Source organism: Phytobacter palmae, from assembly GCF_039409775.1.
Lineage (GTDB): Bacteria > Pseudomonadota > Gammaproteobacteria > Enterobacterales > Enterobacteriaceae > Phytobacter > Phytobacter palmae.
In genome coordinates this window covers 54,783-67,892 of sequence record NZ_JBCIVJ010000004.1, presented here as the reverse complement: position 1 = coordinate 67,892, position 13,110 = coordinate 54,783, and the positions used below count along the sequence as shown (strand labels likewise).

Sequence of the window (13,110 nt, the reverse complement as noted above, 5' to 3'; positions counted from 1 at the left end):
GCGGCGCTGTGACGGGGTAAGCCGTGGAACGTTAATCAACGAACGAAGGGGAAGGTGAAACGATGAACTCGTACCGTGAAAACGTACAGAGCGCCGCAGGAAACACCCTTGCGGGCCTGTACGCGCAGCAGCAGCAACTGCAATCGCAGAACTGCAGCGCGCAATACAGTTTGTACTATGCCCAGGGCGCACAACTCAATGCCTATGAGAGCCTGACGGAGGTGAAACAACAACTGCTGGCCAGTCGTTTGATAAGCGAGCAGGGGGTGGAGTGCGATAACCTGGCGACCAATCTGGATGCGTCGGCAGCGCTTGTACAACAGGCAACTGCCACCACCGTAACCAACAGTGCCGCCACGGCGGCAGGTATTCAGGCCGCCGCAAAGGCGATTTCCACCCTCGCGGCGGAACTGGGCAGCGCGTTAAACATCGCCGCGGCCGCCTGTTACGGCACGGATATCTACAGAAAGACGCTCGAAGCTAATAGTTTTATCCGCACTACCGCCAATCATGCGGAGTACATCACCCGGCTGGCGATGGATGCCGCCGCCGCCAGTTCGGAAGTAATTGCCACCGATCTGGTGAATCAATCCGCCCTGGCTCGTGCGGCGCTGAAAACGGTTCAGGGGGCGGCCAATGCCCAGTTTACGGCACTTTCTCAGCAGGTTGTCGCCGGGCAGACAACGCTCGCAACGGCCAGCAATGCCGAAAAACTGGCCGAAGGGGTGCTGGAGGATACTGAGCGTGAAATGAACGCCATCAACAGCGCGGTGGATGAGTGCAACCGGGCGCTTAACTTTAATCTCATCGCCAGTGTCACCGACACGTTTGACGGTCTTGCCGTGAGTCTGGATCCGTATCAGCAACCTTTTACCACTTATCCGGAAGGCGCGGGAATTCACCTGGGAAGCGACATTACTATCCCTGCGGCCAATCCCGAACATTATGTGTTTATTGCGAAAGCGGAAAATGCCGCGAGCGTAAAACTGGAGCAGATTGAGGCGCTGTTTAATACCGAACCGACGAAATATTTCCACGCTGTGACCGCAGATGATAGCTGGCAGGTGGTGTTGCCCGTGCGCGCATCAGGGTCAACGGTTATGGATATCGACGGTGATTTATTGGCTGCAGGCGTCAGTTATGTGGCGGGCGTGTATGTCGTGCTGAGTCTGCCTTACCAGAAATATATCAACTCCTTTAATAACATCCTCTCCTGCGTCTCGTTACCCGTCACTCTGCAGGTGCCGCTTGGTCAGGCGAAAGGGATTGCCTTTAGCCAGGACAAAAAATCGGTTCTGTTCACACTGCCGCCGTTAAGCGAAGACATCACCCGCCAGGAGTTTCGCGTCATGTTATTGCACTCCGGGCAGCCGTTGACCGGGGGCTTTATGACGAGTGAGGACACCGATGCGCAGAGTGGCGATGCGGCGATCGGTTTTTACTTCAACAAAGCGATTGCTGAACAGGTGCCGGGCGCAAATTACCGTGTCGCGCATTGCAGCAGTACGCAACTGGTAGCGGGGGGACTTGAGCGCAGCATGAAAGCCGTTATCCCGGATGATATGACCGACAATTTTGGCGCGCTACTGGTCCCCGGTATCGAATACCTGCCAGTGGTGCTGGCGGTGCCGTCAGCCATCAACACAAACGCCAGTGCCTGGAGTAGCACCTTGTCGTTCGGGGCGAAGGCAGAAACGCTAATTCCGCTGGCGGGCAGTCGTGAGGACGTGTCGGTCGTCGCAAAAGCCGCCGCACCGGCCTCCGACGCCAGTGGCGGCGACAATAACGAAACCCCCAACGAAGGTTAACCCGTAAGGAGCGCAGAGGATGAAAAGCATGAAAAATGGCATTGCCGAACAGAAGAATGCCGAGATTGACGCGCTGACAAGCCAGGCGAATAAAGCGCAATTTCGGGTAAATCAACTGACTACCGTGGTGACGTCTCTGACGGCGAAGCAGGCCAGTTTCGCCGCCCAGTTAGCCGATGCCGACAGTAAAAAAGACGCGGCGCTGGCCAATCTTAATCAGGCTAAAACCCTGGTGGCTAACGTCGAGACGCTGCAGCGTTACTCTCTCCTTGTCAGCCAGCAGACGGACAAGAGCCTGAAAAATGTCAGGGAGACGAGTAAACACATGGCGGAACTGATCGAACAGCTCATCTTTTCCGCAGACGTAGTCGAGAAACTCTCGGGTTTTGTTAACCGCCAGAAGGCGGCGAACAATGTGATTCCCGATGCGCTGGTTTCGGTATTAAACCAGGCCACGAGTGATGCCAACAACGCCGTCGCGCTAACCCTGACGGCGCTACAAAGCAGCTATGCCAGCGCGGCTTCGGTGGATGAAGCCGGTAGCGTGTCGGCACTGGAAGCCAGACAGGCGCAACAGTGGCTGACCCTGTTGACAGGAACCTCTCTTGATGTTCAGGAGAGCACCGCGCAGAAACGGGTAAACGCGGTCATTAAAAGCGTTGAGAAGGTGCTCAAAGCGCTCGGCAAAGCACAGCGCGAGAACCAAAATCTGATGTCCCGGCAAAATGAGAAGACCCAGCAATATGAAGCGCAACTGGGGCAACTCAATAGACCTGTTGCCCCTGAGGCCACCGCCAGCGCACTGCCTGTCGATAATGCATCAGGTGACAATGTCACTTCTGCGGAAGAGGAGAGCGTGTCGGCTCAGAGCAGAAGCGAGGAGTTGTCCGAACGTGTACTGAGCCTGCAACAAGAGGCTATCCAGGCACGGATGGCGATGGATACCGCGCGTCAGGAGTATCGCGACTCCAGCGAGACGCTCAACAATCTTACCCGTCAGGCAGACTTTTATATCGCCCAACTCAATCTGGTTATCCGCAGTCAGCAGGACAATGCGCTCTATACCCTGATTCAACGTGGCTACCAGCGTGCCGTAGAGCACTATCAGTCGGCATTAGCGGCCAGCAACATGGCAAACACCCAACTGGAGTCTGCAAAAGCCGAGCTGGCCCGCGCCACGGCGTCACTCAATTCGTTAAATGCCGGTCTGGGGGCGGCAAAAGCGGCCGCCTTTGCCGCGTAACGATTCGGCAGGGGCCGCGTTTATCTGCCGGGCCGGTCTTGCGATCGCGCCCCGGCTGTGACGCGGCATCAACGGGCCAGACGACAGGTTAACGAGGTAGACATCATGGCTTCATCCAGGCATAGCGTGATTGCCCCGGAGCATAATATTGCTGCGCTTTACCGTGAAACGGGCTGGTTATCTCAGGTCATTGAACAGGTCATTCGCTGTTATCTGCGCCAGCCAGGGCATGAAAACCACTGGCTCGAGATAACCCCTCCGGCGCTGGAACGGCACAGCAGCGTCTATGCTGATTTGGTGCTCCACTGGGAGTTGAATGTTTTCGAGCGCCTGGCGCTGGCGCTGGCAATGGCACCCGCCATTCGCCCCGACGCGCTGGACCGACTTTTTGGGCTCAATCAGCATACCGAACGCGGGTTCAGCGAATTTGGCGGGGTTACGGATAAAGCGTTCAGCGGATTTGTGCCTACCGGTCAGACGCTTAATTTCTTGTTAGCGGGTAACGACCCGGCCTGGCGGCTCGAGACTATGCATATTCTCTCGCCCCGACACCGTTTTATGGCCGAGCAGGTCACGACACTGATGCCCGCCGACCCGGCATTGCCCGCATGGGCAGGCGTCTATCGCATTAATGAACCATGGCTGACATTTCTCATCACCGGCCAGCATCCCCGACCAGAAATGAGCATGGATTTTCCCGCTCACCCTCTGGAGACGCCGCTACAGTGGAGTGATCTGGTGCTCGATGACCGGGTGATGGCGAAGGTCGATGACATCCGCGCCTGGCTTACCTATGGCGATATCCTGATGCAGGACTGGCAACTGGACCGGAAAGTAAAACCGGGCTATCGCGCACTGTTCTATGGCCCGCCGGGTACCGGGAAAACGCTCACCGCCGCACTGCTGGCGAAAGTGAGTGAGCGCGAGGTGTACCGGGTGGATTTGGCGATGGTGGTCTCAAAGTACATTGGCGAAACGGAGAAAAACCTCTCCCGTGTATTTGACGCGGCAAGCTACAAAAACTGGATCCTCTTTTTTGATGAAGCGGATGCCCTGTTCGGCAAACGTACCGCCACCCAATCCTCCAATGACCGCCACGCCAACCAGCTAACGGGCTACCTGTTGCAGCGCATCGAGGATTTCCCCGGCACGGTGATTCTGGCCACCAACCTGAAAGCCAATATGGATGAGGCCTTTTCCCGCCGCTTCCAGAGCATGGTCGAGTTTACCTTACCCGGCCCCGACGAGCGTTTACTGCTTTGGCAGCAGGCGTTTGAGGATGTATGCGAATTAGGCGACGACATCGATTTAGTGCAAATTGCCGATGATTTTGAACTCTCCGGGGGGCAAATCATCAATGTTCTGCGCCAGTGTGCGTTACAGGCCATCAGCCACGACCAGCGGGTGGTGTACCGGGATGAACTGATCGGCGGTATCCGTCAGGAATTTCACAAAGAGAACAAGACGATGCGTTTTTCGTCATCTGCCGCATCCCCCTTTTCGTCGCCGGAAGAGCCGTAAATCATGGCAAAGTACACACAACGTCGCGCAGAACCCGCGGGTAAAAGGCATCAGCAGGCGGCGCAGCGCCCGGCACGTAACGCGCTGCAGGATAATCGGTCGTCCGCAAAAACCGGCATACCTGACAAGTTAAAAACCGGTATGGAGGGGGTATCCGGCATCTCGCTCGATCATGTACGGGTACATTACAACTCGGACAAACCCGGGGAGTACGGCGCTCACGCCTATGCCCAGGGGAGCAATGTTCATCTGGCTCCCGGCCAGGAACACCATCTACCCCATGAACTCGGGCATGTTGTGCAACAGGCGCAGGGACGCGTAAGCGCCACGCGCCAGATGAAAGGGGTGGCGTTAAATGATGACCCAGGCCTGGAGGCCGAGGCAACGCAAATGGGTGAACAGGCGCTGGCGTCCGCAAGCCAGCGTCATCTTACAGACAATCGGACGCCCGGGGCCTCCGGCGTTGTGCAGCGTTATGCATGGCAGGGCGACAACGCGGTAATGCAGCGCAGCGTGGTCTCTGATTTTACGTGGTCGCTCCTGAGTGCACAGTTTAAAACACTCGGACTTAATGGCCTGTTGACGCTTGCCGATACCGGAACGCTCTATCTATTGACGCGCCTTGAAACCTTTACCCAAATTGTGGGCAAAGTGACGACATTCACCAATGCGTTGACGATCGCTATCAATATCTGGGATGCCATACCCGCGCCCGTCAAAACCGGAATTTTATTTCTCACCGGGAAAGTGGCGACCTATTTACCCAACGAGACGATAGTTAATTACAGCCACACGCTTTTGGTCGCAGTCGATGGCGACGGGGCAGTAAGTCGGTTGCGTAAAGTTCTGGATTATCTGCAAATGATTATTCAGGCGGTTAAAAACCCGGTTACCAGCGTTTTTAACTTAGGCAAACATATTTATTCCACATGGTGGGGAGGCGAAAAGACAGAATCCACCCACGAAGATAAAAAAGTCATCACCCCTGAGGAGCGCAAGAAAGATCTCGCCAGTATCGATTTGCATATCATCTGGCTGAAAGTGGGCTCGATTGGCCTGAAAAACAGCCAGAAAAAAGAAGAGGATAAAGAGGAACAGACAGGCGGTTTGCATGCCACCTTTGCGCTGGGGTATCGCCTGTTTGATTACCAGGGCAGCTATGGCGAGGACGGTAAGCTGATGTTAATTCTGCCCTGGGAAGGCGGCGCGATTTTACAAGCCAGAGAACCGATATTACTGATTAATGAGATTGCATTTGGCGATAATTTTCTTGTACGTCAATTGCATATGACGTCGCTGAGCGTCAGTAATGAGGGGCTGGATGAACTGGCCTTTTCGTTGCACAAATTTTCGCTTGGAAATGATACCGTCTCTGCAACGGGAATTACTGCGGAATATAAAAAAGCACAGGGGGCGATTTTCGAGGCGCAAGAAGCCGTGCTTAAGATTTATGACTGGAAAGCGGATGCGGATCTTAAACTGAATCTGGCCGCAGATGGGACGTTTGAACAGGGGAGTATGACAAATTTTAAAGAGAGCGCAGGCCTGGTCACAATAGAAAAGGCGCAGTTGAGTAAGAACGATGGTTTTATGCTGGAGAAAGCCAGGCTCGATCTCGAAAAACTTACCAAACTGGATATCAAAGCAACGATCGCGCAGTTGCAGATCAAGAATGGATTGGTAAAAGGCAGCGGAGATATTACGGGGCAAAATATTCGTCTGTTGGGTGAAAAGATCATACTTGAACATATAAAAGGCGAAGCCACCGCAGAGCCCGGTCATTGGTCTGCTAGTGTTGATGCGACGTTAAAAATGCTCTTCTCTGAGGTTGATGCAAAGGGAAGCGCGAAAATCAGCTATGACAGTGAAAATAAAAAAACGCATATCAAAATCTTTGGTGGTCAAATTACGGCCAATTACGATGCGTTTAGCTTTGCCGCGACTGATTTAGGTTATAACCATGAGCAGAAATGCTTTTCAATGAAATCAGCAAAACTGCTTATTAAATCCATTGGCGTTGAAGGCAGCGTCAGCGATGTCACTATTGACGAAAATGGGGTTAGCTTTGCCACTGCTATCGTGAAAGGACCGGATAAGATCACTTTATTCGACGGGTTTACGCTTGAGCAATTGCAACTGCTGATTAAGCAAAACGGTAAATCCATGACACTTTCCAGTAATGCAGTACTCGAACGGGCAAAAGTCAAAGGGAAAGCGAAACAGTTAGAAATTGGATTTGATGCTGACGGATTTAAAGGCTCGCTCGCATCGGCTGATCTCACGACGTCGCTATTTGGTCTGGATATTCGAAATGGGCAGGTCGATAAAGATGGGTTTTCCGTGGAGAGCGCAACACTTAAGCTACTGCCCGCCAGCGAGAACAGTAATGGCAAGGAAATGACCGATTTTGTTCCCGATTTTAATAGTGGATTGATGGATTTTCTTCCCTTCGGCTCGGTGGCCTTCAAAGTCGAAGGGGTAAACCTGAATAAAGCAGGCTTAACCATCAGATCATTTAAACCGAAGCTGGATGAGATACGGTTTTCCGCATTTGGAGCTAGCGCCCGACTAAATATCGAACAGATGTTTGGTGAGATTGGCTATAAAAAATCACTTTCGCTACAGGAGCTCGCGGTCGGTTTGCCGCTGCAAGTTTCCATGATATTTCCCGTCTTCCCTGGCCTTGAGGTTTATGGCTCTCTGGGGGCTGATGCGAATCTGGACATTGATATTCTGCTCAATGCCAAAGGTCAAGAGGGTCTCTGGTCGGTTGGCGATCATGCGAAATTTACCGGTGCTATTTTGCTGCGCGCCGAGCTGGGAGCGAATATCGGCTCACAGGTTATCGCCGCGCTGAGTGCCGGTTTCTTTGCACAAGGGAAGGCAACGTTACACAGTAATGCGACTCTGCAGGGTGCCGCGAAATTTAATCGCAAAAAACGGACATTCGATGCCATTAAACCGTTAATTATTGACTACAGTTTTAAGCCGGAAGCCGTTGCCTCTATCGGCGTGGTTATCAAAGCCCGGGCACTTTATTTCATTAATAAAACCCTGTTTGAATATACGGCTGCTGAGTGGCGGATGGGAAATTACGAGTTAACAGGTAAAATTGGCGACAATAACGATAAGATGGTCCCTGAGACGCCGCAACATCTGGGTATTGAAGACAATAAACTCAATTCGCCGGACTATCGGGAAATCAAAGGCGAAGAGGAGCAATCCTTATTAAAAAGCAACCGCACAATAGGCGGTAGCGGCGATATCCGCAAAGCAATGCTCAATCGCGAAAGAGAAGAGGTAGAACTACTATTAAAAGCATTAAAGCAAGAGAGTGTTGTTGCCGCCAAAAAGCGCGAAGCCATCAAAGAAAAATATATCAAGTTAATGAGCCGAAAAGTTATCTATTTCAATACCATTTACGAAGGTATGAACAGCACAGATGTCAATCAGCGGCTGTTGGAGTTTAATGAAAAATTCGGCCTTGAAGTATTAAAAGAGCAATATGAAGCATTGGTATATAAAGAAGAAAAATTGACAAAAGATATTCAAATTAATATCGGTAAAATGGAAAAACTGGCAAAGATAAATCCCGCAATCCTGGAAGAGAATGGACTGGCATTGCCACTGGCCAAAGTGGAAGAAAGTAAAAATCAGGCCAAAACGCTGCATTTTCCCGATACACAGGCTCTTGAACAATCACTTGAGATGGCCATCGAGACGCTGGAGGCGGCAATTGAGCAAGACAATATTGTGATGGCGGGTCTTGCCGGGGTAATGAGCCCTGCGGACTTTATATCCTATTCAACCACCAGTGGATTATTTGGTAAAACCGTCCGTAAAAATATCCAAAGTGTCGATAATGCGCTGGCAGCCTTCCATAACGATAAGTCCGAAGCGAACCTGAAATTACTGGCGCAGGTTATCAAAAGCTATCTGACAACCAACCCGGAAAGTGGCAGGGGGCCGGTGGTGAAAGTATTACAAGAACAGGTACGAGCGGCGCTTAAGACGTTCCATTAACATCATAAACGGGCAGACCGACGCTCAGGTCTGCCCGTAGAGAACCGCTACACCAGGCCGGTGGACTTGAGGACCGCGTACAGATGTTCTTTCTCTTCGCCTGCCAGTGGGCGCAGAGGGAAAGGCAGGCAGGAAGGGGCGGCCACGCCCAGGATTTCCGCCGCCGCGGCCATTACCCGCAGGCTGCGGTGAATACGAAACAGTTGCCACAGCGGTTCAAGCTGGTCGGACAGTTCGCCCGCAAGACGATGATTTCCCGCCTGCGCGGCGCGCGTAAGGGCGAGGCTTACCTGAGGGAACAGCCCGCCAATCACCGAATACCAGACATCACATCCGGCGGCAAAGCCGGTAGCCGCCTGCCAGTCGCCGCTGATCCCAATAGTGACGGACTCAGGAATGCGTGCGCGCAAATCATCAATACGCTCTTTGCCTTTCGTGGGATCGGTAGAGACCGCAGAGAGCTTGATTGAAGAGACGGCGGGAAGCGCGGCAATCTCAACGAGTAAGTCATCGGTAAAGGCAAAACCGGTGGTCGCCGGGTTATCGTAGAGACACAGCGGCACGGAAAGGTGACGGGTGACGGTTTCGTAAAGGGTATAGACTTCCTCTGCCGTAAGCCGCTGATAGGAGACCGGCGCCATCATAACGGCCTTCACCCCGGCGCGCTGTGCGTCATCGGCAATCGCCAGCACATCGTCCAGGCGGATCGCGCCGATGCTCACCAGCACCGGTATCCCTTCGGCGTGCTGCACGGCCAGTTCTGCCACCCGGCGGCGTTCATCGCGTGTGAGATAGGCATAGCTGCCTGTCGAACCCACTGCGCCGATGGAGTCCACGCCCGCCGCGACAAGGTTAGTAATCAGATGAACAAACGCGGCTTCATCCACTTTGTTGTTGATGATGGGGGTGAGTGGAAAGGCACTCAAACCTCTTAGCATACTGCTTCTCCTGCCGTGAAAAAGGCACTTATGCCGGGGCATCAGTGACCAGAAAACCTGTTAACGCGCAAACTTACGAGATCCTGCCACGCAGACAATAACCCCAACGGTGACCATGATCATCGTGATGCTGACAGACTCGTGCAACAACGTCGCGGCCAGCACCAGTGCAAAAAAGGGCTGCAGCAGCTGTAGCTGCCCGACCGCGGCGATTCCCCCCTGCGCCAGCCCTTTATACCAGAAGACAAAACCAATCAGCATGCTGAACAATGAGACATAACCCAATGAAAACCATGCGGGTTCGCTGATACCCGAAAAGCTGGCCGGTCGGGTCAATACTGCTACGGTTAACATCAACGGCAGCGCAATAATCAGCGCCCAACTGATCACCTGCCAGCCGCCCAGTACGCGTGTTAAGCGTGCACCTTCAGCATAGCCCAGCCCGCAGACAACCACCGCCGCCAGCATCAGTAAATCACCCACTGCCGAAACGGTAATGTCCTGGCTTAAGGCAAAACCGGTCACCAGCAAGCTGCCCAGCCCTGAAAAGATCCAGAAGGCCGGACGTGGTCTTTCACCGCCGCGTATGACGCCGAAAGTGGCGGTAGCGAGCGGCAGCAGACCGAGAAACACGATGGAGTGCGCCGAGGTAATATGCTGCAGCGCCAAGGCCGTAAGCAGAGGAAAACCAATCACCACGCCGAGGGCAACCACCATCAGGGAGAGTACCTGGGCACCGTCCGGGCGCTTGCCCCGCAGGGTAACGACTAACAGCAATGCCAGCAGACCGGCAATGGAGGCACGGGCGACAGTGAGAAACAGGGGATCGAAATCCAGTACTGCGGCGCGGGTGGCCGGAAGCGAACCGCTAAAAATGATCATACCTGTAAAGCCATTTATCCAGCCGCTCAGGGGCGGGTAGTCTTGCTTCTTTTGCACAGCGCACCTCAATGTGTGGTTAGAGTTATCTGAACCTGTTTGACAGAACTGAGCATACGGCTGAAAATTCATGACAATCAAATTATTGTCATGGATACAATTGTGAAAGCACGCTACAAAAGCCTCGTGGATGAGTTCGCGCATGCCATCAAAGCCGGTGAACTGGTAGCCGGAACACGGCTACCTACCCACCGCGCTTTGTCGGCGCAGCACCATATTTCGCTGGTCACAGCGACGCGCGTCTATGCGGAACTGGAGGCAATGGGGCTGGTCAGCGGTGAGACGGGACGCGGGACTTTTGTCAGAGAGATCATGCTGCCGCGCGGGCAGGGTATCGATCGTCATGCGATCGCTTCCGATGTGATTGATCTGAGTTTTAACTATCCGGCGCTGCCTGAACAGGCGGAATTACTGAGAACAGCGTTACGTCAGCTTTCTGTCAGTGGTGATATTGAATCACTACTGCGTTACCAGCCACACGGCGGCAAAGCCAGCGAACGTAGTGTGTTTGCCGATTATCTGGCGCAATTTGGCGTCAAAACGGACCCTGAGAACCTGATGATCGTCAACGGGACGCAACACGGGCTGACGGTCGCGGTCATGGGCTTGCTCAAGCCCGGCGATGTGGTCGCGGTTGACGCGCTGACATACCCGGGATTTAAAGTACTGGCTGAACAGTTTCATCTGGAACTCGCGGCGGTGCCGGCCAGCGGGGAAGCGATGGATACTGAGGCACTACGTAAGCTCTGTAAAAAGCGTCGGGTGAAAGCCATCTACACGATGCCCACGCTGCATAATCCACTGGGGTGGGTGGCAAATGAGGCGTTTCGCCGCGAAATGGCGTCTATCGCCTGTGAACATGATCTGCTGATTATCGAAGATGCGACCTATGTCTGGCTGGTGGATAACCCGCCGCTGCCTGTTCACCATTATGCGCCGGAGCGGACGCTCTATCTTGCGGGCTTTTCCAAAAACGTGGCATCCGGGCTGCGTGTGGGAATGGTTGTCGCGCCGGAGGAGAAAAAGCGGAATATTGAACGCGCCATAAGGGCAACCACATGGAATACGCCCGCCCTGATGACGGCAATTGTCTGTGGCTGGGTGCTGGATGGCACAGTGGCGCGTCTGGAACAGCTAAAAAGGGAGGATGCCCGCTATCGCCAGGCTGTCGCTCGCGAGTATCTGGCCCCGCTACATTGCGTAAGCCATCCCTCGTCGTATTTTGTCTGGTTGCCGTTACAGGAAGAGGTGCGCGCGGACCGTGTGGTCAGTGCGTTACTCAAAGAGAACATTTCACTGACCACCGCAGAACCGTTCAGCACTTCCATTCACACGCCACATGCGCTGCGCATGGCTATTGGCTCGGTGGATATCGACACCCTGAAAAGTGCCGCCCGCAAAGTCAGAGAAACTATCGAGTATTTCAACGCCCGGTAGACGCTTACTTTTTGCCAGGGTTTAACGCAAAAAGCGCGCATGGATTCGCCTGTTCTGCCTGCGGTTTTATAAGCCGCGATGCCCACCTGGCCTGTTATCACTCGGGTTTTCTTCGCGAATGATTAATTTGCCGCGCGCCAGCAGCATAAAAGTTTTTACTATCAGTAACCCGATCACCAGATTACAGGCGGCAAACAGCGGGAAGGAGATCCAGTACAGCGCGCCATCGGGAGAACCCTGTCCCAGTTTCAGGGTAGTGGTAGCCAGCGATGCCACGCCGAACGAGAAGCTCCAGAAAGACGGCGTAAACGGCTGCGCGCTATACCAGGGGATCAGGCGGATCATAAACAGCGTTTGCAACAGACCATAACCAAAGAGCAGTTTGGCAAAGACATCCGCCTGACCGCCGTTCAGTATCAGCCAGGCGCTGCAGGCAACGAACGCCGGGGCCATCTGAATGCCAAGCGAGGTGCGGACCGCAGGGGACATCTCTGCCAGGTTGCGCATTCGAATCAGAATGGCCGGTTCGAGACTCAGCCAGGAGAAAACGCCGGCCCCTAAAAAGAGCAGACCAACATCGGTAAAACCGAGCGCGCCGCAGGCCATCGCGCTGATAAAATTGTTCGCCACAGTAGGCAGATAGAGACCCGGAGTGGTGGCCTCTTTCGGATGTGTGCCGCGCCATGATCCGGCGGTTTGCCAGGCAGAAAAGGTCAACTGGGCGGTGACGGCAACCAGAAAAAGTAGCAGGGCGAGAGTATGACACCAGGGCGTCAGGCCAATGGCCACCAGCATACTGGTGGCGGGCGCAAGGCTGACAAAACTGCTTTTCAGCGGATGCCCAATCTCTTCGCGCAGCGTACCTGCGTGGCGTATCAGACGGGTAATGAACGCAAACATCAATAGCGCCCAGATAAGAATTGCGAAAATGACCAGCACATCGGCAGGCAGGGTGGTGACAGGCCAGATGGTGGCAGCATATCGCCAGGAGAAACCCAGGCCAATAATGCCCAGTACCATGCCAAAATAACCGGCGGGAAGATTAATGCGCGTTTTGTTCATCTGTTTTTTACTTGTAGCGGCTGGCGAAGCAGGAAGTGTATAGAGTTGCCGACAGGGCGTAAACGGAAGCAAAAAACGGGCGGGCTAAAAATGAGCAGGCGCGTGGCCTGCTCAGGAACTGTTTTTTACAGTGACGGTG

8 protein-coding genes are annotated in these 13,110 nt (G+C 53.8%); 5 read left to right on the top strand and 3 right to left on the bottom strand.

What is annotated here, in order from left to right:
* The first annotated feature begins 62 nt into the window (after positions 1 to 62).
* From AAIG39_RS07020 to AAIG39_RS07005, 4 genes are all read left to right on the top strand, one after another.
* The gene (locus AAIG39_RS07020; protein ID WP_090084452.1) at positions 63 to 1,808 is read left to right on the top strand and encodes a hypothetical protein; all 1,746 of its coding nucleotides are present in this window, start codon (positions 63 to 65) and stop codon (positions 1,806 to 1,808) included.
* 19 nt (positions 1,809 to 1,827) lie between these two features.
* Positions 1,828 to 3,051 carry a hypothetical protein gene (locus tag AAIG39_RS07015; RefSeq protein WP_343193500.1) on the top strand — a complete coding sequence of 408 codons (1,224 nt, stop codon included), beginning with the start codon at positions 1,828 to 1,830 and terminating at the stop codon, positions 3,049 to 3,051.
* A 105-nt stretch (positions 3,052 to 3,156) separates the two neighbouring features.
* Entirely contained in the window at positions 3,157 to 4,572 is a 1,416-nt protein-coding gene (locus tag AAIG39_RS07010; protein WP_343193499.1) for an ATP-binding protein, read from the top strand.
* Positions 4,573 to 4,575: 3 nt separating this feature from the next.
* Positions 4,576 to 8,595, top strand: coding sequence for an eCIS core domain-containing protein (locus AAIG39_RS07005; RefSeq protein ID WP_343193498.1), 4,020 nt, complete (start codon positions 4,576 to 4,578; stop codon positions 8,593 to 8,595).
* A 47-nt stretch (positions 8,596 to 8,642) separates the two neighbouring features.
* Here the strand turns inward: AAIG39_RS07005 and AAIG39_RS07000 are convergent, their stop codons facing one another.
* Positions 8,643 to 9,533, bottom strand: coding sequence for a dihydrodipicolinate synthase family protein (locus AAIG39_RS07000; RefSeq protein ID WP_343193497.1), 891 nt, complete (start codon positions 9,531 to 9,533; stop codon positions 8,643 to 8,645).
* Positions 9,534 to 9,593: 60 nt separating this feature from the next.
* Positions 9,594 to 10,472 carry a DMT family transporter gene (locus AAIG39_RS06995; RefSeq protein WP_343193496.1) on the bottom strand — a complete coding sequence of 293 codons (879 nt, stop codon included), beginning with the start codon at positions 10,470 to 10,472 and terminating at the stop codon, positions 9,594 to 9,596.
* Between the two features lie 102 nt (positions 10,473 to 10,574).
* Here AAIG39_RS06995 and AAIG39_RS06990 point away from each other — a divergent pair, with 102 nt between their 5' ends.
* The gene (locus AAIG39_RS06990) at positions 10,575 to 11,909 is read left to right on the top strand and encodes an aminotransferase-like domain-containing protein (RefSeq protein ID WP_343193495.1); all 1,335 of its coding nucleotides are present in this window, start codon (positions 10,575 to 10,577) and stop codon (positions 11,907 to 11,909) included.
* 66 nt (positions 11,910 to 11,975) lie between these two features.
* On the opposite strand, the gene tehA is transcribed toward AAIG39_RS06990, so the two are convergent.
* A complete protein-coding gene (gene tehA, locus AAIG39_RS06985) occupies positions 11,976 to 12,971 on the bottom strand; it encodes a dicarboxylate transporter/tellurite-resistance protein TehA (protein WP_343193494.1) in 996 nt (331 codons plus the stop codon).
* Positions 12,972 to 13,110: the final 139 nt, after the last annotated feature.

Bases quoted from the DNA above. Each gene is read 5' to 3' on its own strand.
- AAIG39_RS07005 (WP_343193498.1), top strand. From the start codon at position 4,576: ATGGCAAAGTACACACAACGTCGCGCAGAACCCGCGGGTAAAAGGCAT.
- AAIG39_RS07010 (WP_343193499.1), top strand. From the start codon at position 3,157: ATGGCTTCATCCAGGCATAGCGTGATTGCCCCGGAGCATAATATTGCT.
- AAIG39_RS07020 (WP_090084452.1), top strand. From the start codon at position 63: ATGAACTCGTACCGTGAAAACGTACAGAGCGCCGCAGGAAACACCCTT.
- AAIG39_RS07000 (WP_343193497.1), bottom strand. From the start codon at position 9,533: ATGCTAAGAGGTTTGAGTGCCTTTCCACTCACCCCCATCATCAACAAC.
- tehA (WP_343193494.1), bottom strand. From the start codon at position 12,971: ATGAACAAAACGCGCATTAATCTTCCCGCCGGTTATTTTGGCATGGTA.
- AAIG39_RS07015 (WP_343193500.1), top strand. From the start codon at position 1,828: ATGAAAAGCATGAAAAATGGCATTGCCGAACAGAAGAATGCCGAGATT.